General features: G+C 73.6%; 22 protein-coding genes. 13 read left to right on the top strand and 9 right to left on the bottom strand.

The window, feature by feature from the left end:
- Positions 1–27 precede the first annotated feature (27 nt).
- The 6 genes from ACN261_RS13240 to ACN261_RS13265 all read left to right on the top strand — a co-directional run bounded on the left by ACN261_RS13240 (position 28) and on the right by ACN261_RS13265 (position 5,355).
- On the top strand, positions 28–372 hold the full coding sequence (locus tag ACN261_RS13240) for a hypothetical protein (protein ID WP_088643976.1): 345 nt from the start codon (positions 28–30) through the stop codon (positions 370–372).
- A gap of 31 nt (positions 373–403) precedes the next feature.
- On the top strand, positions 404–745 hold the full coding sequence (locus tag ACN261_RS13245) for a hypothetical protein (RefSeq protein WP_421485531.1): 342 nt from the start codon (positions 404–406) through the stop codon (positions 743–745).
- 340 nt (positions 746–1,085) lie between these two features.
- Positions 1,086–2,501 carry a PhoH family protein gene (locus ACN261_RS13250; RefSeq protein ID WP_088643978.1) on the top strand — a complete coding sequence of 472 codons (1,416 nt, stop codon included), beginning with the start codon at positions 1,086–1,088 and terminating at the stop codon, positions 2,499–2,501.
- A gap of 288 nt (positions 2,502–2,789) precedes the next feature.
- Complete coding sequence (locus ACN261_RS13255) at positions 2,790–3,485, top strand: transglycosylase SLT domain-containing protein (protein WP_421485533.1); 696 nt, start codon at positions 2,790–2,792, stop codon at positions 3,483–3,485.
- Positions 3,486–3,599: 114 nt separating this feature from the next.
- A complete protein-coding gene (locus ACN261_RS13260; protein ID WP_088643980.1) occupies positions 3,600–4,253 on the top strand; it encodes a rhomboid family intramembrane serine protease in 654 nt (217 codons plus the stop codon).
- Positions 4,254–4,386: 133 nt separating this feature from the next.
- Complete coding sequence (locus ACN261_RS13265) at positions 4,387–5,355, top strand: NAD(P)/FAD-dependent oxidoreductase (protein ID WP_425850293.1); 969 nt, start codon at positions 4,387–4,389, stop codon at positions 5,353–5,355.
- Positions 5,356–5,419: 64 nt separating this feature from the next.
- On the opposite strand, the gene ACN261_RS13270 is transcribed toward ACN261_RS13265, so the two are convergent.
- Entirely contained in the window at positions 5,420–6,106 is a 687-nt protein-coding gene (locus tag ACN261_RS13270) for a TetR/AcrR family transcriptional regulator (RefSeq protein ID WP_421485535.1), read from the bottom strand.
- 142 nt (positions 6,107–6,248) lie between these two features.
- Between ACN261_RS13270 and ACN261_RS13275 the strand changes: the two genes are divergently transcribed.
- Positions 6,249–7,202, top strand: coding sequence for an NAD-dependent epimerase/dehydratase family protein (locus ACN261_RS13275; RefSeq protein ID WP_425850297.1), 954 nt, complete (start codon positions 6,249–6,251; stop codon positions 7,200–7,202).
- A gap of 68 nt (positions 7,203–7,270) precedes the next feature.
- On the opposite strand, the gene ACN261_RS13280 is transcribed toward ACN261_RS13275, so the two are convergent.
- Entirely contained in the window at positions 7,271–8,242 is a 972-nt protein-coding gene (locus ACN261_RS13280; RefSeq protein ID WP_421485538.1) for a DMT family transporter, read from the bottom strand.
- Positions 8,239–9,270: a class II fructose-bisphosphatase gene (gene glpX, locus ACN261_RS13285; protein ID WP_302740737.1), complete on the bottom strand. Its 1,032-nt coding sequence runs from the start codon at positions 9,268–9,270 to the stop codon at positions 8,239–8,241. The genes ACN261_RS13280 and glpX overlap by 4 nt, the downstream gene beginning before the upstream one ends.
- Positions 9,271–9,428: 158 nt before the next feature.
- Between glpX and ACN261_RS13290 the strand changes: the two genes are divergently transcribed.
- Both ACN261_RS13290 and ACN261_RS13295 read left to right on the top strand, forming a co-directional pair.
- Positions 9,429–10,238, top strand: coding sequence for a DUF4245 domain-containing protein (locus ACN261_RS13290; protein ID WP_425850300.1), 810 nt, complete (start codon positions 9,429–9,431; stop codon positions 10,236–10,238).
- A 185-nt stretch (positions 10,239–10,423) separates the two neighbouring features.
- Positions 10,424–11,269 (top strand): hypothetical protein, encoded by an 846-nt coding sequence (locus tag ACN261_RS13295; protein ID WP_425850302.1) that lies wholly within the window; start codon positions 10,424–10,426, stop codon positions 11,267–11,269.
- Positions 11,270–11,352: 83 nt separating this feature from the next.
- Here the strand turns inward: ACN261_RS13295 and ACN261_RS13300 are convergent, their stop codons facing one another.
- Genes ACN261_RS13300 through ACN261_RS13310 form a run of 3 tightly spaced genes read right to left on the bottom strand, consistent with a single transcriptional unit; the run spans position 11,353 to position 14,728 of the window.
- The gene (locus tag ACN261_RS13300; protein WP_425850303.1) at positions 11,353–12,267 is read right to left on the bottom strand and encodes a PLP-dependent cysteine synthase family protein; all 915 of its coding nucleotides are present in this window, start codon (positions 12,265–12,267) and stop codon (positions 11,353–11,355) included.
- 1 nt (position 12,268) lies between these two features.
- Positions 12,269–13,672, bottom strand: coding sequence for an EamA family transporter (locus ACN261_RS13305; RefSeq protein WP_425850306.1), 1,404 nt, complete (start codon positions 13,670–13,672; stop codon positions 12,269–12,271).
- 12 nt (positions 13,673–13,684) lie between these two features.
- Positions 13,685–14,728 carry a serine O-acetyltransferase gene (locus ACN261_RS13310; protein ID WP_421485547.1) on the bottom strand — a complete coding sequence of 348 codons (1,044 nt, stop codon included), beginning with the start codon at positions 14,726–14,728 and terminating at the stop codon, positions 13,685–13,687.
- A 230-nt stretch (positions 14,729–14,958) separates the two neighbouring features.
- Here ACN261_RS13310 and ACN261_RS13315 point away from each other — a divergent pair, with 230 nt between their 5' ends.
- Both ACN261_RS13315 and ACN261_RS13320 read left to right on the top strand, forming a co-directional pair.
- Complete coding sequence (locus ACN261_RS13315; RefSeq protein WP_421485549.1) at positions 14,959–16,377, top strand: PLP-dependent aminotransferase family protein; 1,419 nt, start codon at positions 14,959–14,961, stop codon at positions 16,375–16,377.
- 39 nt (positions 16,378–16,416) lie between these two features.
- On the top strand, positions 16,417–17,154 hold the full coding sequence (locus ACN261_RS13320) for an alanyl-tRNA editing protein (RefSeq protein WP_302740744.1): 738 nt from the start codon (positions 16,417–16,419) through the stop codon (positions 17,152–17,154).
- A gap of 8 nt (positions 17,155–17,162) precedes the next feature.
- Here ACN261_RS13320 and ACN261_RS13325 read toward each other — a convergent pair whose 3' ends face one another.
- Positions 17,163–17,375, bottom strand: a complete 213-nt coding sequence (locus ACN261_RS13325) for an exodeoxyribonuclease VII small subunit (protein WP_420117580.1) — start codon at positions 17,373–17,375, stop codon at positions 17,163–17,165.
- Positions 17,376–17,385: 10 nt separating this feature from the next.
- A complete protein-coding gene (gene xseA, locus ACN261_RS13330) occupies positions 17,386–18,600 on the bottom strand; it encodes an exodeoxyribonuclease VII large subunit (protein ID WP_204927500.1) in 1,215 nt (404 codons plus the stop codon).
- A 125-nt stretch (positions 18,601–18,725) separates the two neighbouring features.
- On the opposite strand from xseA, the gene ACN261_RS13335 reads away from it, so the two are divergent.
- Both ACN261_RS13335 and ACN261_RS13340 read left to right on the top strand, forming a co-directional pair.
- Entirely contained in the window at positions 18,726–19,709 is a 984-nt protein-coding gene (locus ACN261_RS13335) for a 4-hydroxy-3-methylbut-2-enyl diphosphate reductase (protein ID WP_421485551.1), read from the top strand.
- 322 nt (positions 19,710–20,031) lie between these two features.
- A complete protein-coding gene (locus ACN261_RS13340) occupies positions 20,032–20,508 on the top strand; it encodes a hypothetical protein (protein ID WP_421485552.1) in 477 nt (158 codons plus the stop codon).
- 347 nt (positions 20,509–20,855) lie between these two features.
- On the opposite strand, the gene ACN261_RS13345 is transcribed toward ACN261_RS13340, so the two are convergent.
- Positions 20,856–22,007 (bottom strand): DNA recombination protein RmuC, encoded by a 1,152-nt coding sequence (locus ACN261_RS13345; protein ID WP_421485554.1) that lies wholly within the window; start codon positions 22,005–22,007, stop codon positions 20,856–20,858.
- Positions 22,008–22,057 lie beyond the last annotated feature (50 nt).

A 22,057-nucleotide genomic window follows, 5' to 3' on the forward strand; every position in this document is an offset into this window, starting at 1 on the left:
TCACGCTCCCGGTGCGAGGGGGATCCGGTGACCGAACTCGCGACCCGTGCCCAGGCCTTCGGCCTGATCGCGGAGGGGGTCGCCGCCGGGCTGAGCGCACCCTGGCGGCTCTACCTCGCCCGGGGCTGCCGCTACCTGTCACTGAGCGTCGGCGACCGCGACGAGTGGAACGCCTGGCGGACCCATCTCGGCTGCCCGGAGATGAGCGTCCGGGTCTACGACGCCGGCGGCGAGATCCGCCGCTCCTCGATGGCCGAGGTCGTGCTGGACGGCTGCCGGATCAGCGTCGAACTGGTCGAGGAGGTCAGCACCGAGGACCTGGAACGGCTGCTGGTCGTCGACCCGAGCCCGGCCGAGCCGGAGGACCGGTGACCCGGCCGCCGCGGCCCACCGGAGCCGCCCGATGAGCCCCCTGCTCGCCCTGTTCCTCGTCCTCGTCCTCGGGGCGGCCAGCTACGCCGCCGGCCGGTTGCACGGCCAGCTCAGCTACCGGATCGGGTACCGCTTCGGCTACCGGCAGGGCTACTTCGACGGGGACCGGGGCGCCTGGAACCGGCGGCGGCGCGACGCCCAGGCCGTGCTCGCCTCGGCGCTCACCGCCCCGGCCGTGCCGGCCAACGCCGCGTGGCGTCCCTCCCCCGCGGTCCGCCAGGGCACCACGTACACCGGCTCCTCGTTCGCCAGCCCGCCGGGCCCGGTCGCCGGTCGGCACCCGACCGGCACCCTGGTCCGCCGGTCCGGCTGAACCCACGGGAGCCGACAGTCGTCGGTACGGCGTACCGACACCGACCGGTCGCCCGGTGACGCGGTGCCACCGGCCGGGATGCGCGCAGGGGGCAGGCATCCCGGCCGGTCCGCGGCGCCCACCGCGCGGGGCGCGCCCGCTGCGCGGGAGATCCTCGTCCGCCCTCTAGCCGAGGCGGCCCGGCGCCGCTAGCGTCTAGGCATGACCCGGGGTTTTCCCGGGTCAGCCGGCCGCCCGGATCTGCGACCTCGCGCACGGGGTTCCGCATCCGACCCCGTGTCCCCGGGCACCGGAGGAGGCGGAACGCGGATGGCGGATGCCCGTCCGTCGGAGCAGGCCTGTGACGACTCGCCGTACGCCCGCCGGTGTCGACCAGATCCCGGCCGCGACTGCCACGACCCGCCGAGCCACCCGGAGCCGCCGTCCGGCGGCCGCCGCCCCGCCCGGCCCCGAGGAGCCCGGCCCAGCCGGCCAGGTGTTCGTACTGGACACGTCGGTGCTCCTGTCCGACCCGGCGGCCTTCCACCGCTTCGCCGAGCACGAGGTGGTCCTGCCGCTCGTGGTGATCTCGGAGTTGGAGGGCAAACGACACCACCCGGAGCTGGGCTGGTTCGCCCGCCAGTCCCTGCGCATGCTCGACGAGTTGCGGGTCCGGCACGGTCGACTGGACCGTCCGGTGCCGGCCAACGAGTCCGGCGGCACGCTCACCGTGGAGCTGAACCACTCGGACGACGGCGTCCTGCCCCCCGGGTTCCGCAACGAGTCCAACGACGCGCGCATCCTGTCGGTGGCGCTGAACCTGGCCGCCGAGGGGCGGGAGGTGACGCTGGTCAGCAAGGACATGCCGTTGCGGGTCAAGGCCGCCTCGGTCGGGCTGCGGGCCGACGAGTACCGGCACGGCCAGGCCAGCGATCCGACCTGGACCGGGATGGCCGAGCTGGAGCTGGGTGAGGACGAGATCGGCCGGCTCTACGCCGGGGACTGCCTCGACCTGGACGCCGCCGCCGGCCTGTCCTGCCACACCGGCCTGGTGCTGCACTCCACCCGGGGCTCGGCCCTGGGTCGGGTGTTGCCCGACAAGACCGTCCGGCTGGTGCGCGGCGACCGCGAGGCGTTCGGTGTGCACGGCCGCTCGGCCGAGCAGCGCATCGCGCTGGACCTGCTGCTCGACGAGTCGATCGGGATCGTGTCGCTGGGTGGCCGGGCCGGCACCGGCAAGTCGGCCCTGGCACTGTGCGCCGGGCTGGAGGCGGTGATGGAGCGCCGCCGGCACAAGAAGGTGGTCGTCTTCCGGCCGCTCTACGCCGTCGGCGGGCAGGAGCTGGGCTACCTGCCCGGGTCCGAGTCGGAGAAGATGTCGCCCTGGGCGCAGGCCGTGTTCGACACCCTCGGGGCGGTGGTGCACGAGAACGTGCTGGAGGAGGTCACCTCGCGGGGCATCCTGGAGGTCCTTCCGCTGACCCACATCCGGGGCCGGAGCCTGCACGACGCCTTCGTCATCGTCGACGAGGCCCAGTCGCTGGAGCGGGGCGTACTGCTCACCGTGCTGTCCCGGATCGGGCAGGGCTCGCGGGTGGTGCTCACCCACGACGTCGCCCAGCGGGACAACCTGCGGGTCGGGCGGCACGACGGGGTGACGGCGGTGATCGAGGCGCTGAAGGGCCACCCGCTCTTCGCGCACGTCACGTTGAACAGGTCCGAGCGGTCCCCGATCGCGGCGATGGTGACGGATCTGTTGGAGGACATCCCGGGCTGACCCTCGCGGGGGCGGGGTCCGCCCCTCATCGTCCGCATTCACTTTGTGGCACAGGTCACAAAATGGCCGGTGGGTTTCCCATCAGCCTCACTGTGCGCAATCGTGTCCCACGAGCGTCCACGTCCCGGTGGGGGTGTTGGTGACCGTTCGTCCCCTCCCGGGGGCGCACAACCGACCCCCTGCCGGTGCGTCGGTGGCGACCGGCTCAGGTCGGGGCGCTCGTGGCACGACCGCGTCCGTCGAGGGCCGGTCCGCGCCGCGTCCTTGCCCCCGACGAAGGGACACTTCGTGAGTCGGCTGTGGAGCCGGTTCGGTGCCCGTACGGCCGCCGTCGCACTGCTCTCCGTGGGCGTTGCCGGCGGTTTCTATCTGGGCGAAGACCGGGAAACCCAGCAACAGGGCCTGACCGCACAGGTCGGCCTCCAGGTCGACCAGGCCGAGTACGACTACCAGCGCGACCGGCAGGCCGACCACCGGCGGGAGTCCGCCAAGCAGCGGGCCGCCGAGTACCAGGCGAAGCTGCGGGCCGCCGCGGCGGCCAAGGAAGCCGCCCAGCGGGCCAAGGCCGCCGAGGCCGCCGCCGCGTCGCGGAAGAAGGAGCGCGAGGCCGAGGCCAAGGCCAAGGCGGAGGACGGGAAGATCAAGGCCTACGCCGGCCCGGTCCCCGCCTCGTGCAGCTCGTACAGCGGGCACCGTAAGACCGGTTGCGCGATGCTCCTCCAGGCGGGCTTCAAGATCGACCAGATGCCCTGCCTGGACAAGCTCTGGAACAAGGAGAGCGGCTGGAACCCCAAGGCCAGCAACTCCTCGTCCGGCGCGTACGGCATCCCGCAGGCGGTGCCGGGCAGCAAGATGAGCTCGGTCGCCAGCGACTGGCGGACCAACCCGGTAACCCAGATCAAGTGGGGCCTGGGCTACATCGAGGGCCGGTACGACAACCCGTGCGGCGCCTGGGCCAAGAGCCAGAGTTCCGGCTGGTACTGAGCGACGACGCGGACGGCGGGGCGGGTGGGCGACCACCCGCCCCGCCGTCCGCGTACCCCGGGTGGCGCGGGACCCGGGTGGCGGTCGGCGAAGAATGCTGATAGCCATGGTGGGGTGACCCTGCACCCGACGGGCGGCGACCCCGACCGGTTCGGCACCGAGGCGTTCTACGCGTCCCTCGGCCGGGCCTTCGTCGCCATGTGCGCGGTGGTGCCGTTCCTCTTCCTCATCGAGGCCCTCGACCAGGGGCTCGGCTTCGGGCTCGACGTGGCCGCCGGCATCATCCCGCAGCGTGTCCAGGGGCTCGACGGGGTGTTCTTCTCGCCGTTCCTGCACCACGGCTTCGACCACCTCTACAGCAACAGCATCCCGCTGATCCTGCTCGGCACCTTCGTGCTGGCCGCCGGTACCCGCCGGTTCCTCTGGTCCACCCTGGTCATCATTTTGGTCAGCGGGCTCGGCGTCTGGTTCACCGGCTCGCCCAACTCGGTGGTCGTCGGCGCGAGCGGGGTCATCTTCGGCTACCTGGGCCTGCTGTTCACCCGGGGCGTCGTCGAGCGGAGCTGGTGGAACTTCGGGGTGGTGCTGCTGGTCGGCCTGCTCTACGGCTGGCAACTGCTCGGCATCCTGCCCACCGACGAGCGGATCTCCTGGCAGGGACACCTGTTCGGGCTGCTCGGTGGGGTGGTCGCGGCGATCCTGTTCCGGCGTCGTCGCCCCTACGACCCGTACCGGGAATACCGGGTGGAGTCCACCCTGACCCCCTGAGCGGACGACCCGCGTGGCGGGAGCGGTCATGCTTGCCCGGACCGCACGCCGGGCCTACCGTCGGCAGCAGCACGCGTCGCCCCGCCACCGGCGCGGCGCACGTTGATCGCCAGCGGAAAGCGACGGTACGCCCATGCGCGAGGTCGATGTCGCCGTGATCGGAGCCGGCCCGACGGGGCTGTTCGCCGCGTACTACGCGGGTTTCCGGGGGTTGTCGGTGGCGGTCGTCGACGCGCTGCCCGAGCCGGGCGGGCAGATCACCGCCATGTACCCGGAGAAGCTGATCCTCGACGTCGCCGGCTTTCCCGCCGTCAAGGGCCGGGACCTGGTCGCCAACCTGCTCGCCCAGGCCGCGCCCTACCACCCGGAGTACCTGCTCGGCACCCGGGCCGAGAAGCTCGCCCACACCGACGGCCGACCGGTGCTGGGCCTGGCCGGCGGCGAGCAGTTGCGCTGCGGCGCGGTGTTGGTCACCGGCGGGCTGGGCAGCTTCACCCCGCGCCCGCTGCCGGTCGCGGACAGCTTCGTCGGCGGCGGGATCGTCTACTTCGTACCGGAACCGACCGCGCTGGCCGACCGGGACGTGCTGATCGTGGGTGGCGGTGACTCGGCGTTCGACTGGGCCGCCACCCTGCAACCGCTGGCCCGCTCGGTGACCCTGGTGCACCGCCGGGAACGGTTCCGGGCGCACGCCGCGACCGTGGCCCGGGTGCTGTCGCTGCCGGTGCGGGTCGTGGTCAACGCGGAGGTGACCCGGCTGTACGGCGACGACACGGTCACCGCCGCCGAGATCACCGTCCGGGGCGGGGCGGCCGAGACCCTGCCTGTCGACGCGGTGGTCGCGGCGCTCGGCTTCACCGCCGACCTGGGGCCGTTGGCCGAGTGGGGGTTACGGCTGGACCGCCGGCACATCGTGGTGGACAGCGCGATGGCGACCAACCTGCCCCGGGTCTTCGCCGCCGGTGACATCACCGAGTACCCCGGCAAGGTGCGGCTGATCGCCACCGGCTTCGGCGAGGCCGCCACCGCCGTCAACAACGCCGCCGTCGCCATCGACCCGGCGGCCCACCTCTTCCCCGGCCACTCCTCCGACGCCGGCTGACCGGGTCGGGCCGGCTGGGCCCGGGTACGGGCCGGTCAGGGGCGGTGACGCCCGGCGGGCGGGGTCAGGGCAGGCCGACGAGGTCGGCCATCAGGGCGGTCTGGTGGTCGAAGTAGGCGTCCCGGTGCGGGACGACCGGATCGAGGCGGCCGAAGAGGTCGAAGCTGATCAGCCCGAAGAGCTGGGTCCAGCCGGCCATGCCCCGGGCGAGCAGGGCCTCGGGCAGGCCGGGGAAGAGCCCGGCGGCGATCTCGGCCAGGTCGGCCCGGACCGGCTCGGGCAGGTCGTCGTCAGGCGGGGTGATCCGGCCGGCGGCCACCCCGTCGCGGAGGATGCCGAGCAGGGTCAGCGGCGGGCGTTGTGCGGGGAGCACGGTGTCGACGGGGGCGGCGTACCCGGGCACCGGGCTGCCGTATAGCAGGGCGTACTCGGCGGGGTGGGCCAGCGCCCAGGTGCGGGCGGCCCGGCAGGCGGCGTGCCACCGGCCGCGCAGGTCGGCCCGGTCGACGGCGGCGTCGGCGGCCTCCACCGCGTCGCCGAGCGCCTGGTACGCCTCGATGATCAGTGCGGTGAGCAGGTCGTCCCGGCTGGGGAAGTAGCGGTAGATCGCCGACGAGACCATCCCCATGTCCCGGGCGACCGCCCGCAGTGACAGGTCGGCCCCGTCGCTGGCGAGGTGGCGGCGGGCCACCGCCTTGATCTCGTCGATCATCTCGGCGCGGACCCGGGCGCGGATCGAGGAAGCCGGCATGCGGCCACTCTGCCACGGAACAGAGCGCCAATCAAAATGGAGAGCACTGCTCTTGACTTCGCGGGTGAAGGCCGGGCATGCTGGGCGCAGCTCAACGAGAGCAGTGCTCTCGATTCGGTCTACTGCTTCGAAAGGCTCTCCCATGTCGCTGCACGTGATCGTCGGCGCCGGCCCGCTCGGCACCGCCACCGCACACCACCTCGCCGAGCGGGGCGAACAGGTCCGGCTCGTCACCCGGCGGGGCACCGGCCCCGTCGACCCGGCGATCGAGCGGATCGCCGCCGACGCCGCCGACACCGACCGGCTGACCACCCTCACCGACGGGGCGGTCGCGCTCTACAACTGCGCCAACCCGGCCTACCACCGGTGGGCCACCGACTGGCCGCCACTGGCCGACGCGCTGCTCACCACCGCCGAGCGCACCGGCGCGGTGCTCGCCACCGTCGGCTGCCTCTACGGCTACGGCCCGGTCGACGCGCCGATGACCGAGGACACCCCGCTCGCCGCCACCGGCACCAAGGGACGCGTCCGCAACCGGATGTGGACCGAGGCGCTCGCCGCCCACCGCGCCGGCCGGGTCCGGACCACCGAGGTACGCGGCTCGGACTACCTCGGTGCCGAGGGCAACTCCCTGCTGCCGCTGGTGCTGCCGAAGGTGCTCGCCGGCCAGCGGGTCCTCCTGCCGGTGAACTGGGATGCCCCGCACACCTGGACGTACGTCGGGGACGTCGTGCGTACCCTGGTCGCCGCCGCGGCCGACGAGCGGGCCTGGGGACACGCCTGGCACGTGCCCAGCGCCGCGCCGACCAGCGTCCGTGAGCTGGCCGTCCGGGCGGCCGAGCTGGCCGACGCGCCGCCGCCGAAGCTGACCCGGCTGCCCTACCCGCTGCTCTGGCTCGGCGGCCTGACCGACCCCTTCGCCCGTGAGCTGCGGGAGACCGCGCACCAGTTCGCCAGGCCGTTCGTGATGGACTCGACCCGGGCCACCGCCGTCCTCGGCATCACCCCGACCCCGCTTCACGAGGCGCTGGCCGCCACCGTCCGCACCCTCACCGCCGCCCTCGGGACGCCCACCCCGGCGGTCGCGGCCCACTGACCGCCCCGCCGGGCCGGGCCGGGTCGCCGACGGTCCGCCCGCGCGGAGTGTCGGCTCGGACGCTCGGGTCAGCGGCGCGGGGCCGGGCCCAGCGCCGCCACCAGCACCGCGACCAGGGTCAGCAGCGCGCCGGCCAGGGTGGCCGGGCCCGGGTGCGACGCCGACGTCGGCAGCACCACGTCCAGCACGACGGCCCCGACGACCTGACCGGCGATGGTGGCCAGCCCCAGCAACAGGACCCCGGTGAACCGGACGATCGCCGCCGCGACCGCGATGAAGACGATGCCGATCGGGCCGCCCAGATACAGCCACGGCTCGGTCGGCAGCGCGCCACCAGGAGCACCCCGGACCGCCAGGTCCACGCCGAAGGCGACCAGCAGGGCCACCGTACCGACGGCGAAGTTGACCCCGGTGGCGACGAGCGCACTGCCCGACGCCGCCCGGACCAGCCCGTTGACCGCCTGCTGCCAGGCCAGGCCCAACCCGGCCAGCAACGGCAGCAGGGCCAGCACCAGGGTGCCCGGGTCGCCGAGCCGGTCACCGACCGCCAACAGCACGGCCAGCACGGTCAGCACCGCACCGGCCAGCCGGGCACCCGTCACCGGCTGCCGCCCGCCCGGTCCGATGCCCGCCCGGTCCACCGCCAGGCTGCTGGCCGACTGCCCGGCCACCACCGCCACGGTGAACACCGCCACGCCGAGCGCGCCGATGGTGAGCCCCTGGGTGGCGACCAGGAACGCCCCGCACACCCCACCCAGCATCTGCCAGGGACGCAGCGCCCCGGACCGCAGCGCCCCGCGCAGGTCGGCCAGCCCGCGCCGCCCCCCGGGCAGGGCCGGGACCAGCACCAGCAGCACCAGCAACCCCAGGCCGAAGGAGACCACCGCGGCGGCGATGCCGTCGGCCAGGCGTACCCCCAGCTCGCCGTTGATCCGGGACTGCACGGCCACGCCGACGCCGGCGGCGGTGGCCAACCCGATGCCGGCGATCCGACGGGCGGCGGACAGGACGGGAGGGGCGGCGGTGCCGGAAACTGTCACTCCTGCTCTGCCAGGGGCCTGCCGTCGAAGTCCACCGCCGAGTAGAGGGCCAGCTTCTCCAACCGGTGGTACGAGTCGATCACCCGGATCGTGCCGCTCTTGGAGCGCATCACGATCGACTGGGTGTACGCCCCACCCGCCTGGTACCGCACCCCGCGCAGCAGGTCACCGGAGGTCACCCCGGTCGCCACGAAGAAGCAGTTGTCCCCGGTGACCAGGTCGTCGGTGCCGAGCACCCGGTCCAGGTCGTGCCCGGCGGCGAGCGCCTTCTCCCGCTCCTGCGCGTCCTGCGGCCAGAGCTTGGCCTGCATCGCCCCGCCCATGCACTTGAGCGCGCACGCCGAGATGATCCCCTCCGGGGTGCCGCCGATGCCCATCAGCACGTCGACGCCCGACTCACCCCGGGCGGCGGCGATCGACCCGGCGATGTCGCCGTCGGAGATGAACCGGATGCCGGCCCCGGTCCGCCGGATCTGCCCGACCAGGTCGTCGTGCCGGGACCGGTCCAGCACGCAGACCGTGACCTCGGCCACCTCGGTGCCCTTGACCTTGGCGATCCGCCTGATGTTCTCCGCCGGGCCGGCCTCGATGTCCACCACGTCGGCGTACTCCGGGCCGACGGCCAGCTTCTCCATGTAGAAGACGGCGCTCGGGTCGAACATCGCCCCCCGCTCCGAGACGGCCAGCACGGCGAGCGCGTTGGGCATGCCCTTGCTCATCAGCGTGGTGCCGTCGACCGGGTCCACCGCGACGTCCACCTCGGGGCCGGTGCCGTCACCCACCTGCTCGCCGTTGAACAGCATCGGCGCGTTGTCCTTCTCGCCCTCGCCGATCACCACGACGCCGCGCATCTGGATCGAGTTGATCAGCTTGCGCATGGCGTCGACGGCTGCCCCGTCGCCGCCCTCCTTGTCGCCCCGGCCGACCCACCGGCCGGCGGCCATCGCCGCGGCCTCGGTGACCCGGACCAGGTCGAGGGCGAGGTTACGGTCGAGGTCCTGCGGGACCCGCGTCCTGGTGTTCGTCATGGCGGCTTCCTCCTCGCGACGGTGCGGGGTGGGCAGGCGGGGACGCAGGTCGCCCCCTGCCGGCTGTGTCGCTGATCCTCACACGATGCCAGGTCCGGGGGCGGGGCGGGGCGATGGTGGGCGGGATCGCCCCACCGGGCGGCTGCGAGAATGGGCCGGTGGAAGCCGCACAGCCTGCCGACCGCGTACCCGCCGACCCGACCCCGCCGGACGGACGGCCGCCGGTACCCCCGGCCACCGCCGACACGCCCACCGGGTCCGCGCCCGGCGGCGGCGGGGGTACGCCGGCCGGCGGCGGGCCCGAGCCGGCCCCCGTCGCGGGCGGTGAGCCCGAGCCGGCCCTCGTCGGCGGCGACCCGGAGCCGGTGCCCGTCGCCGGGGAGTCCGAGCCGGCGCTGGTCGCCGGGGCCGGGTCGCCGGACCGGGCGGCGACGGCGCGTCCCGGGCGTCCGGAGCGACCCCGTTCCGAGCGCTCGCCCAAGGACATGGCCCTGTCGCTGCTGGTGCTGCTGGTGCCGATCGCCCTGCTGCTCGCCTTCTACCGGGGCTTCCTCGGCGGCGAGCAGCCCACCACGGTCGACGCCGCCCCCGCCTACGAGCAGGCCCGCGCCGCGAACGTCTTCCCCGTCGCCGAGCCGTCCGGGCTGGGCGACGGCTGGCGTACGGTGAGCGCCAGTTTCCGTACCGTCGACGACGGCGCGACCCTGCGGGTGGGGTATCTCACCCCGGAGGGGCGGGGCGCCCAGTTGGTGCAGAGCACCGTGCCGCCGCAGCGGCTGATCCCCGCCGAGCTGACCGCGCAGGGGCAGCCGCAGGGGCCGGCCGACCTGGGCGGGGCGAACTGGCAGCGGTACACCGGGCGGGGCAACGAGCAGGCGCTGGTGCTCCTCGAACCGAACCGTACGGTGATCGTGGTGGGCGACGCCCGCGACAACGAGCTGCGTGAGCTGGCCGGCGCACTGCGCTGACCGGCGGCGGCACGGGTGGACCGGGCCGGGGGGATTGCGGAAGGCGACGTCCGGGAACAGAAGGGACACGACCCCGGGCCGGCCCGACCGGGCGGGGACCGTGCGCCGCGCGGGAAGTGTCACGCCCGTGCCGGCACGCCCCCGGTGCCCGCCGGGGGTCGGACGACCCGACTGGAGAACCCGACGTGACCATTCGACGTTTCAGTACGGCGGTCTTCGCCGCAGCGCTGCTCACCCCCGGCCTGGCCGCCTGCAACAACTCCGGCACCGGTGAGGCGGGGTCCTCCGCGTCCCCGTCGGTCTCCGGCAGCGTCGCCCCGGGCAGCGACTCGCCCGGCACCTCCGAGGCCAAGCAGGCTCTGCTGAACTCCACCAACGAGATCCGCAACGGCAACTTCCGGTTCACGATGAGCGGGGTGGGGTCGACCGCCGAGGGGCAGGTGCACCAGCCCAGCCAGAGCGCCCAGATGAAGCTGAGCATCGGGGACGCGTCGTCGGACCTGATGATGAACCTGGACCTGATCCACGCCAAGCCGGACAGCTGGGTCAAGCTCGACCTGGGCGGCAAGTCCGCCGGCAGCATCCCCGGCGCGCAGAAGCTCAACCTCGGCAAGTACCAGCACCTCGACCAGACCCGGATCAAGGGCAACAAGTCGCTCGGGTTCGACTTCGAGAAGGTCGACCCGGCCGGCAGCGCCGTGCTGACCCAGGGCATCACCGAGGTCCGGCAGACCGGCGAGGGCAGCTACGCCGGCACCCTGGACGTGTCGAAGGCCGCCGAGGCGGGTTCCGTCGACCAGACGGTGATCAGCGCGCTGGGCGCGCAGGCGCAGTCGGTGCCGTTCACCGCGAAGCTGGACCCGCAGGGCCGGCTCAGTGAGCTGGTGGTCCAGATCCCGGCCGCCGGCCAGAGCGCCGCGCAGGACATCAAGATCACCTACTCGGACTACGGCAACGCCACCGCCGCCCAGAAGCCCGCCGCCGACCAGGTGGTCGAGGCGCCGCAGGAGTTCTACAACCTGTTCAGCTGAGCGGGTGCACCGACGGCGGGGTGGCAACGTGGCCACCCCGCCGTCGTGTCCGCGCAGCAGCCGGCGCTGCGGTCAGCCCCGGCTCAGAGCAGTTCCAGGTAGTCGTTGACCCGGTCGTAGGCCACCGTCAGCAGCGTCAGCGGCTCGTCCGAGGCGGCCAGCAGCCGGCGGCACGCGGCGATGTTCGCGCCGGTCGACGGCCCCGCGCCGATGCCCTCGCACTCCATCAGCCGGCGCATCCCGTCGATCGCGTCCGCCTCGCTCACCGTGACCATCTCGTCGATGATCTCCGTGTTGAGCACCGGCGGGATCATGCCGATGGACAGCCCCTGGATGCGGTGCGGGACGAACACGTCGGCGAACATGTCGCAGCCCTCCGGCTGCACCCCGAGGATGCGCAGCCCGCCCTGGTGCTGCCGGAGCACCTCGCCGATGCCGGTCAGGTGACCGCCGGTGCCGATGCCCGCCACGTAGGCGTCCACCCGGGTGCCGTCCAGGTCGGCGATGATCTCGCGGACGGTGGTCAGCCGGTGGATCTCCGGGTTGGCCGGGTTGGCCGCCTGGTTGAGCATCACGTACTCGGGATGCTCGAACTGGATCTCGGTGGCCAGCTCGCCGTGCGAGTTGTTGCCCCGGGTGCTGTCCGAGAGCCGGACCTCCACCCCGAAGCTGGCCAGCAGGCGACGCTTCGACTCGCTGTAGTTGTCCGGGATGACCAGCACCACCCGGTAGCCGAGCACCGCGGCGGCGATCGCGATCCCCATCCCGGTGTTGCCGCCGGTCGGCTCCAGGATGGTCTGCCCGGAGCCCGGCTTGAGCAGACCCTCCCGTTCCGCCGCCCGGATCATGTTCAGCGCGATGCGCATCTTGTGGCTGCCGCCCGGGTTGTTCAGCTCCAGCTTGAGCAGGATCTCCCCGGGCAGGTCGGCGGTGAGCCGGCTGAGCCGCACCAGCGGGGTGCCCCCCACGGTGTCCAGGATCGAGTCACGGATGCCCATCTCAACCCACCTCCGCCGTACGCCGGTCCGGGCCGGGCAGGAAGCGCAGCTCGGTGTACTCGCCGTCGACGCACCGGAACAACCGGGCCTCCCGGACGCCGGTGTCGTCGATGCCGACCACCAGCTGCTCCAGCGTCGGATAGAGCGGCACCCCGTCGACCAGGGCGTTGCGCCGGTCCTCGTCGCTGAAGTAGGCCCGCCCGTTGGGGTGCGAGTGGTAGAGCACCACCACCGGGTCGTCCACGTCGAGGTTGTCCTCGAGGTACATCAGGTCGGTCGGGGCCAGCACGTAGCCGGTCGCGGCGGTACGCGGGAACCGGACCGGGTCCTTGCGGTGCATCTCGTCGGCCATGTTGCGGGCCTCGTGCACCCGCCCGCTGGCGTGCACGAAACCGCACGCCTCGCCCGGGTAGGCGACCCGGGCGTGCTCGAAGACCGTGTCGAGGGTGGACCGGTCGAGCGTCGCCCCGTCGTCGGGGACCACCGGCGCGGGCGTGGCCGCCGAACCGCCCCCGGTGGCCTTCTTGGTCAGCCCGAACGCGGCGAGCATGACCACCGCGAGGCCCACCGCCAGGGCCGGCAGCGCCGAGTTCTCCAGCAGCGCCGACCCGAACAGCGCCACCACCGGGAAGAGCACGAAGACGTACGACACCAGGACCGCGTCGACGTGCTGGAGCAGGTAGAAGTAGGCGGCGAAACCGATCACCGAGCCGACCAGGCCGAGGTAGAGCACCCCGGTCAGCGAGCGGCCGGAGATCGCGCCCAGGTCGGGCCGCTCGACGAACGCCCCGAGCACCACCAGCCCCACCGCCCCGAGCCCGATCGGCAGGGTCTCCTGGGTGAGCACGTGCACGGTGCCGCCGTAGCGGGCCATCACCGCGTACGTCAGGGCGTGCATGACCGCGGCGAGCAGCACGGCCGCCGGTGCCAGCACGCCCCGGGCGCTGATCCCGGCGGTGAGCTGGACGATGCCGACCAGGCAGCCGAGCCCGACCACCACGCCGGCCCACTGCGTCCAGCTCACCGAGATCCGCGAGATCAGCACCGAGAAGAGCAGCAGGAAGACCACGACCGACGAGAAGATCAACGCCGCCAGGCCGGAGCTGATGTGCTGCTCGCCATAGTTGATCAGCGCGTACGGGACGGCGATGTAGACCACCGCGATGAACGGCACCACCCAGCGGCGGCCCGGCGGCGGCAGCAGCGACACCCCCGGCGCGGCGAGGCAGACGGCGAGCAGGAACGGGAAGGCCACCAGGAAGCGCAACCCGGCCGCGGTGATCGGCGGCAGGGTCTCCACGCTCATCTTCATGCCGTACCAGGTGGTACCCCAGATCAGGCACACCAGCAGGTAGAGCAGCCCGAGCTGCCAGCGGCCGGCGCGGGCGCCGGTGTGGTTCGTCATCTCATCTCCTGGTCACGCGAAGCCGAACTCGTCGAGCGCCCGCCAGAGTTGCTGGAGGTTGTAGAGGACCGTCTCGTTCCCGCAGGTGTCGATGATCCGGAGCCGCTCGTCGGTGCCGGGACGGTTCACCGCGCACCGGACCCGCCGGTCGTCGCGCTCGAGGACCACCACCGGCCGGTGCTGGCCGGTGCTGGTCACCAGGTCGACCTCGATCGCGGCGAGACCGGTGCCGTGCACCTCGACCACGCCCTCGCAGACCGGGACGACGCCGAAGACCCGGACGTTGCACTCGCCGGAGGTGCCCTGGTACTGGTTGAGCAGCCGGACCCGGCGGTGGCTCGGCACGTCGGTGGTGACGATGATCCCGGGCCCGATCAGCACGTCGTCGCCGACCGTCACCGCGCCGAGGATGCGGGCGAACGCGCCCACCTCGACCCGGTCGCCGAGCCGGGGGTGCCGCCGGCCGCTGGGGTTGTCGGCGATGCCCCGGGCACCGAGCACGACCCCCTGGAGGATGTACGCGTCGTCGCCGATCTCGGTGGTCTCGCCGATCACCGTGCCGAGCCCGTGGTCGATGATCAGTCGCCGCCCGATGGTGGCGGCCGGGTGGATCTCCACGCCGGTGCGGACCTTGGCGGCCTCGGAGACCCGGCGGGCCACGGCGAGCCGGACGTCCGGGGTCAGCGGGGTGTCCCCGGCCCGGTGGACGGCGTGCGCCACCCGGTAGGCGAGGGTCGCCCGGTAGGCGACGTAGCTGTCCCAGACGTACTGCCACGATCCACCGGCGGCCGGGTCCCGGCGGGCGAGCGCGAGCAGGTCCTCCGAGGCGACCTCACAGATGGCGCGCAGCCGCTGCGGGGTCAGCAGCGACTGGGTCACCGCCGGGGACGCCTCGGCCTCGACGAGGCGGACGATCTCCGTACGCAGCAGCGGCGTCAGGGCCTCGGTCGACGCCGGATCGACCGGCGGACTGCCCGGGGGAGTGGCCGGTCCGGACGCGGCGCGGGGGGCCGGTACGCGCTGCCCCGTGCCGTTCGAGCCCGCGGCTGCGTGCAACGACGACTCCATGCGGCTCCCGCTCCCCGTTCTGCTTGGAACCGTCTCCCTCGGCGGCTCGAGTGAGATGACACTCGGTGCGACGTCACGCGTCGGAAGCGGACCTGGCCGCAGAGCGGGCAGGTCGGTGCCAGATCGTAGTCACAGCCCCCCGCTAACGTGACGATGGAATATTGCTCAAGTCAGTGGCTGAGGGAAATAGCCAATCCTCAGTCCATTGGGGGGAGAGCATGAACGCGGAAGAGTTGGCCGCTCAGATCGGTGCGTGGAAGGACGACCAGACCCGGCTCTACCGCGGCCTGGCCGAGCAGCTGCGACTGCTGATCCGGCTCGGATCGCTGCCCCCGGGCAGTGAACTGCCCCCGGAACGGCGGCTCGCCGTGGCGCTGGCCGTCAGCCGGACGACCATCGCCCAGGCGTACAGCCTGCTCAAGGACGAGGGCTGGCTGGTCAGCCTCCAGGGCAGCGGGACCCGGGTGGCGCACGCCCAACCCGCCGTCGCGCCCCCCGCCGACTACGGCGCGGCGGCGAGCGGCTTCATCGCCGACGTGGTCCGCGACCGGTCACGGACCGTCGACCTGACGGTCCCGTCGCCGCCGCCCGGCCCGTGGCTGATGGCGGCGATGTCCCGGCTGCCCGCCCTGGCCGCCGCCGCGTTGCCCGGCCGGGTGTACGAACCGGCCGGTTACCCCGCGCTGCGGGAGCGGATCGCCGGCAAGCTGACCGCCGACGGCCGGGTCACCGCCGCCGAGGAGGTGATCGTCACCAACGGCGCGACCCAGGCGCTGTCCCTGCTGGCGGGGGTGCTGACCCGGCGGGGCGACACCGTCCTGGTCGAGGAGCTGACCTGCCCCACGGTGCTGGCGTCGCTGCGTACCGCCGGGTTGCGGCTGGTCGTCGTGCCGATCGAGCGGGAGGGTGTCGATCCGCAGGCGGTAGAGGCGGCCGTCCGTCGGTACGAACCCTCCTTCATCTACGTCATCCCGACATACCACAACCCGACCGGGTGGACGATTACCGAGCGCCGGCGGGCGGCGCTGGCCTCCATCGCCCGCCGGTACGGGGTGCCGCTGGTGGAGGACCTCACCCTCGCCGACACCCGGATCGACGGCCCGCTCCCGCCACCCCCGATCGGCGCGTACGCCCCCGGCGCGCAGATCTACACGGTCGGCAGCCTCAGCAAGGTCTGCTGGCCGGGCCTGCGGATCGGCTGGCTGATCGGCCCCCGCCGCGAGCTGCAACGGATCGTGCACCTGCGGGCCATGTACGACCTGGGCTGCCCGCTGCCCACCCAACTGCTCGCCGTCGAACTCCTCGACGACCTGCCGCAGATCCGCCTCGAACGGCAGCGGGAACTGCTCGGCCGCCGCGACGCCCTGCTCGCCGCCCTCGCCGAACACCTGCCGCAGTGGCGGCACGAGTCACCCCACGGCGGGCTCAGCGTCTGGTGCGCCACCCCCCGGCCGCTGCAACAGCTCAACCACGTCGCCCAGCACCACGGCATGCAGTTGATGCTCGGCTCGCACTTCGCCGTGGGGGCACGCTCCTACCTGGACCACGTCCGTCTCCCCTTCACCCTCGACGAGGCGGAGCTGGTCGAGGTGGTCAGGCGACTGGCCGGCTACTGGGTCGAGGCCGGGCGTGGCTAGTCTCACGGTGCGCGACGATCGGTAGTACGCTGCGCCCCCATGGGCATCTCCCACCACGGACGCACCGAGCGTCTCGACCTCGCCGACCCGTCCCTGCGCGAGTGGACCTGCCGAGTCGTGCACGTCGATCCCGAACGCGGCATCGTGCTGGACCGCTCCGCCTTCTACCCCGGTGGCGGCGGCCAGCCGCCGGACCACGGCGTGCTGCTGTGGCAGGGGGTGCAGACCCGGATCGTCGGCACCCACAAGGGTGACGACCTCTACCTGATCCCCGCCGAGGGCGACCCGGTGCCGCCGGTCGGCACCGAGGTCCGGGGCGCGATCGAGGACGAGCGCCGGTTCACCCTGATGCGCACCCACTCCGGCCTGCACGTGCTCTGCGGCGTGGTGTTCCGTGACTTCGGTGCGCTGGTGACCGGCGGCAACATGGAGCCGGGCGAGGCCCGGATGGACTTCAACCTGCCGCAGCCCCCCGAGGGCTTCAAGGGCCTGCTCGAAGAGGCGGTCAACAAGGAACTGGCCACCGACCGGCGGGTCTCCGTCCGGGTGCTGCCCCGCGACGAGGCGCTGGCCATCCCCGACATCGTCCGTACCCAGACCAACCTCATCCCGCCGGACGAGCAGGAGGTCCGGATCGTCGACATCGAGGGTCTCGACGTGCAGGCCGACGGTGGCACCCACGTCGCGTCCATCGGGCAGGTCGGGCGGATCCAGGTGGTCAAGGTGGAGAGCAAGGGCAAGCAGAACCGCCGGGTCCGCATCCGCCTGGTCAGCTGACCCCCGGGTCAGGCGTCGGTGGTCGACCGGGCGGCGTCGATCCGGGCGCGGGCGCCGTCGAGGGAGCGTTGGCAGGCGGCGGCGAGCCGCTCGCCGCGCTCCCACAGCGCCAGCGACTCCTCCAGCGACGTGCCGCCGGCCTCCAACCGCTCCACCACCTGGGCCAGCTCGGAGCGGGCCTGCTCGTAGCTGAGCTGATCCTCGGGCTTCCGGTCGCTCATCTCGTCCTCCTCATGCGTCCACGGTCACGGTCAGCTCGCCCTCGGCGAGGCGGACCCGCAGCGGGTCGCCCCCGGCCACCTCGCCGGCCGCCCGGACCACGTGCCCGTCGGCCCGCTGCACGATGGCGTAGCCCCGGTCGAGGGTGGCGGCGGGGGAGAGCGCCCGCAGCCGGGCCAGGGTGTGCCGCAGGTCGCCGGTGGCCGCGTCGAGCCGGTGGTGCAGGTTGCGCCCCGCCCGGTCCCGCAACGCGGACACCTCGGCCGCCCGCTGCTCGACCATCACCTGCGGGCGGGCCAGCACCGGCCGGGACCGCAGCAGGGTCAGCCGGTGCGACTCCCGGTCGACCAGGTTGCGGACCGCCCGCTCCAGCCGGGAACGGGCCTGGCCGATCAGCCGTACCTCGTCGGCCAGGTCGGGCACGACCCGCTTGGCGGCGTCCGTCGGGGTGGAGGCGCGGACGTCGGCGACGTAGTCGACAAGCGGCGCGTCCGTCTCGTGGCCGATCGCGCTCACCACCGGGGTACGACAGGCGAAGACCGCCCGGCACAGCGCCTCGTCGGAGAAGGGCAGCAGATCCTCGATGCCGCCGCCGCCCCGGGCCAGGATGATCACGTCGACGCTCTCGTCGGCGTCGAGGACCCGCAGCGCGTCGACGATCTGCGACACCGCCCCCGGCCCCTGCACCGCTACGTTGACCGTGCGGAACTCCACCGCCGGCCAGCGCCGCCGGGCATTGGTCAACACGTCCCGCTCGGCGGCGGACGCCCGGCCGGTGACCAGGCCGATCCGCTGCGGCAGGAACGGCGGCCGGCGCTTGCGGGCCCGGTCGAACAACCCTTCGGCGGCGAGCAGCTTCTTGAGTTTCTCCAGCCGGGCCAGCAGCTCACCGAGCCCCACCTGGCGGATCTCGTCGGCGCGCAGGCTCAGCGTGCCCCGCGCCGCGTAGAACTCCGGCTTGGCGTGCAGCACCACCCGGGCGCCCTCGCGCAGCTCCGGTGCGCCCGAGTCGAGGACGTCCCGGTTGGTGGTGACGGTGAGGCTGAGGTCGGCCGACGGGTCGCGCAGGGTCAGGAAGACCGTGCCCGCCCCCGGGCGACGGCTGATCTGTGCCACCTGCCCGTCGACCCAGACCCAGCCGAGCTTGGCGATCCACGCGCCGACCTTCTGGCTGACCACCCGGACCGGCCAGGGTTCCTCGGGGGTGCTGCGGGGGGCGTCGGTCACCCGCCCACCCTACGGTCCGCCCCCGACGACCCGGCGCTGCCGGGCCGCCCGCCGCGACCCGTACCCCCGCTGTGGTACGGGTCGCAGCTCCTGCCGGGGGAGATGTCGACACGTACGATGGGCGGGTGACCGAGCCTGAGGCGACCCCAAAGACCGGCAAGCGCGTGCTCCTGGCCAAGCCCCGCGGCTACTGCGCCGGGGTGGACCGGGCGGTACAGACCGTCGAGGAGGCGCTGAAGCTCTACGGCGCGCCGATCTACGTCCGCAAGCAGATCGTGCACAACAAGCACGTGGTGCAGACCCTGGAGGCGCGGGGCGCGATCTTCGTGGAGGAGAACGAGGAGGTGCCCGAGGGCGCCACCGTCATCTTCTCCGCGCACGGCGTCGCCCCCGAGGTCTACGAGCAGGCCAAAGCCCGGTCGCTGCGGGCGATCGACGCGACCTGCCCGCTGGTGACCAAGGTGCACCAGGAGGCCAAGCGGTTCGCCGCCGAGGACTACGACATCCTGCTGATCGGTCACGAGGGGCACGAGGAGGTCATCGGCACCGCCGGGGAGGCCCCCGCCCACATCCAGCTCGTCGACGGCCCCGACGACGTGGACCGGATCACCGTGCGCGACCCGAACAAGGTCGTCTGGCTCTCCCAGACCACGCTGTCGGTGGACGAGACGCTGGAGACGGTGGCCCGGCTCAAGACCCGGCTGCCGCTGCTCCAGTCGCCGCCCAGCGACGACATCTGCTACGCCACCTCCAACCGGCAGCACGTGGTCAAGGAGATCGCCCCCGACTGCGACGTGGTGATCGTGGTCGGCTCGCGCAACTCGTCCAACTCGGTGCGCCTGGTCGAGGTGGCCCTGGACGCCGGGGCCCGCGCCGGGCACCTGGTCGACTTCGCCCACGAGATCGACGACGCCTGGCTGGTCGACGCCCGGACGGTGGGGCTCACCTCCGGCGCGAGCGTGCCCGACGAACTGGTCCACGAGGTGCTTGCCCATCTGGCCGCGCGGGGCTTCACCGACGTCGACGAGGTGGTCACCGCCAACGAGCGGCTGACCTTCTCACTGCCGCAGGAACTCAAGCGCGACATGAAGGCCGCCTCCCGCGGCTGACCCCGGGCGGGCCCGCCGGCTGGGGACCGGCTCCGCCCGCCGGCTGGGGACCGGCTCCGCCCGCCGGCTGGGGACCGGCTCCGCCCGCCGGCTGGGGACCGGCTCCGCCCGCCGGCTGGGGACCGGCTCCGCCCGCCGGCTGGGGACCGGCTCCGGCGGGGTTGACCCGGCACGGAAGCCCCGCGCCGACCCGGCACCGGGGTGACGCGCCCGCCGCGGGTCGGTGTCGGCGTGGTCGTCGGTGGCCTGCCGGCACCGGTGTCCCTCGTCGGTGGGTTCCCGGCGGACGGAACGGATCACGGGTGCGGCGCGTCCCAGTGGTATGAGAACTCCTCGGATGGCGGTCGTCGTGCTGCTGGCCGCCGGTGTGGCGCTCGCCGGCTGTGGCGACGGTGCCGACGTCACCGGTCCGCCGGCCACGCCGACCAGTTCCCCGGCCCCCACGGTCACCCCGACGGACACGGTCACCCCGACGGGCACCGTGCCGCCGTCCACGTCGCCGGCATCGGTGGCCCCGTCCGCACCGCCGGCCGGTTCGGTGCCGCCCGGCGGGTTGAAGCCGCCGCCCGGCGGCCCACGGCTGCCGCCCGGTCCGGGCGCGACGGAGCTGACCGGCACCGTCGAGGCGGGTGTCGAGCCGGGGTGTGTGCTGCTCGACGGTCACCAACTGGTCGGCGGCCCGAAGGACGTCCTCGTGGCCGGAGCCCGGGTGACCGTCACCGGCCGGGCCCAACCCGACCTGATGAGCACCTGCCAGCAGGGTGTCCCGTTCCTGGTGGAATCCGCCCGCCGCTCCTGACCACCCACCCGCACGCCCGGCTGATCGCCCGTCGGCCCGTGCCCGCCCGTCGGCCCGTGCCCGCCCGTCGGCCCGTGCCCGCCCGTCGGCCCGTGCCCGCCCGTCGGCCCGTGCCCGCCCGTCGGCCCGTGCCCGCCCGTCGGCCCGTGCCCGCCCGTCGGCCCGTGCCCGCCCGTCGGTCCGTGCCCGCCTGCCCGCCCGTCGGTCCGCGCCCTTCCCGGGCCCGCGGGTCGACGCACTTTCGCCGATTTGGCGGTGTCCGGCCGTTCCGATACGGCTATTGAGCCGACATCGCGCACTCAGCCGCCGGCGCCTGCGGCGCGGCGGCGGGGCCGGGCCGGGGTGGGTCAGGGGCGGTCGTCGGTGGGGAGGAGTTCGGGGGCCTGGGGTTGGCGGGGGGCCAGCTCGACCTGGGCCGGGACGGTCAGCTCCTGGTCGGAGACGCCCAGCTCGGCCAGTTTGCGCGCGCTGACCAGGACCCGGGCCTCCAGCGAGCCCACCGCCCGGTTGTACGCCGTCACCGCGCCACCGAGCGAGCTGCCGAGCTTGCCGACGTGATCGCCCAGGGTGGACAGCCGGCCGTACAGCTCCCGGGCGAGCGTGTGCACCGCCACCGCGTTGCGGGCCAACGCCTCCTGCCGCCACGAGTACGCCACGGTACGCAGCAGCGCGACCAGGGTGGCCGGCGTGGCGAGCACCACGTTGCGGGCGAACGCGTGCTCCAGCAGCGTCGGGTCGCGCTGCAACGCCACGTCCAGGAACGGGTCGGCCGGCACGAACAGCACCACGAACTCCGGGCTGTCGTCGAACGCGGCCCAGTAGGTCTTCGCGGCCAGCGCGTCGACGTGCCCGCGCAGGTGCTTCGCGTGCCGGTCGAGGTGGGTGTCCCGGTTGCGCTCGTCGCGGGCCTCCATCGCCGTCAGGTAGGCGTCGAAGGGCGCCTTGGCGTCCACCACCACCGTCCGCCCGCCGTGCAGCCGGACCACCAGGTCGGGGCGGACCCCCTGGTGGTCGGTGGCGGCGGTGACCTGCTCGCTGAAGTCGCAGTGCTCCAGCATGCCGGCCGCCTCGACGATCCGGCGGAGCTGGTGCTCGCCCCAGCGTCCGCGTACCTGCGGGGCGCGCAGCGCGGCGACGAGCTGCTTGGTCTCGGTGCGCAGCTCACCGGAGACGGCCCCCATCGAGCGGACCTGTTCGCGTAGCTCGGCGTAGGCGTCGACGCGGTCGCGTTCCAGCTCGCCGACCCGTTGCTCGTAGCGGCGCAGGGTGTCGTGCAGCGGGGCCACCGCGCGGGCCACCGCCTCCTGGGACTGGGCGGTCGCCTCGTAGCTCAGCGCCCGCATCGACTGCTCCAGCCGGCCCTCGCCCTCCCGGTTGGCGGCGAGGGTGGCCTCCAGCCGGGCGATCTCGGTGGCCGACCGGGCGCGGGCGGCGTACCAGCCGACCGCCCCGCCGGCGGCGAGGCAGACCACCACCACGGCCAGCGTCGAGAAGTCCATCACCAGAGCTTGCCAAACGGGTACGACTCGACGCCCCCGGGTACGTTCGG

Source organism: Micromonospora sp. WMMD723 (genome assembly GCF_049863385.1).
Lineage (GTDB): Bacteria > Actinomycetota > Actinomycetes > Mycobacteriales > Micromonosporaceae > Micromonospora > Micromonospora wenchangensis.

Excerpts from the sequence above, each read along its gene's own strand:
- ACN261_RS13340 (WP_421485552.1), top strand. The coding sequence starts at position 20,032 with ATGAGAACTCCTCGGATGGCGGTCGTCGTGCTGCTGGCCGCCGGTGTG.
- ACN261_RS13305 (WP_425850306.1), bottom strand. The coding sequence starts at position 13,672 with ATGACGAACCACACCGGCGCCCGCGCCGGCCGCTGGCAGCTCGGGCTG.
- ACN261_RS13265 (WP_425850293.1), top strand. The coding sequence starts at position 4,387 with ATGCGCGAGGTCGATGTCGCCGTGATCGGAGCCGGCCCGACGGGGCTG.
- ACN261_RS13315 (WP_421485549.1), top strand. The coding sequence starts at position 14,959 with ATGAACGCGGAAGAGTTGGCCGCTCAGATCGGTGCGTGGAAGGACGAC.
- ACN261_RS13270 (WP_421485535.1), bottom strand. The coding sequence starts at position 6,106 with ATGCCGGCTTCCTCGATCCGCGCCCGGGTCCGCGCCGAGATGATCGAC.
- ACN261_RS13320 (WP_302740744.1), top strand. The coding sequence starts at position 16,417 with ATGGGCATCTCCCACCACGGACGCACCGAGCGTCTCGACCTCGCCGAC.
- ACN261_RS13325 (WP_420117580.1), bottom strand. The coding sequence starts at position 17,375 with ATGAGCGACCGGAAGCCCGAGGATCAGCTCAGCTACGAGCAGGCCCGC.
- ACN261_RS13345 (WP_421485554.1), bottom strand. The coding sequence starts at position 22,007 with ATGGACTTCTCGACGCTGGCCGTGGTGGTGGTCTGCCTCGCCGCCGGC.
- ACN261_RS13275 (WP_425850297.1), top strand. The coding sequence starts at position 6,249 with ATGTCGCTGCACGTGATCGTCGGCGCCGGCCCGCTCGGCACCGCCACC.
- ACN261_RS13245 (WP_421485531.1), top strand. The coding sequence starts at position 404 with ATGAGCCCCCTGCTCGCCCTGTTCCTCGTCCTCGTCCTCGGGGCGGCC.
- glpX (WP_302740737.1), bottom strand. The coding sequence starts at position 9,270 with ATGACGAACACCAGGACGCGGGTCCCGCAGGACCTCGACCGTAACCTC.
- ACN261_RS13300 (WP_425850303.1), bottom strand. The coding sequence starts at position 12,267 with ATGGGCATCCGTGACTCGATCCTGGACACCGTGGGGGGCACCCCGCTG.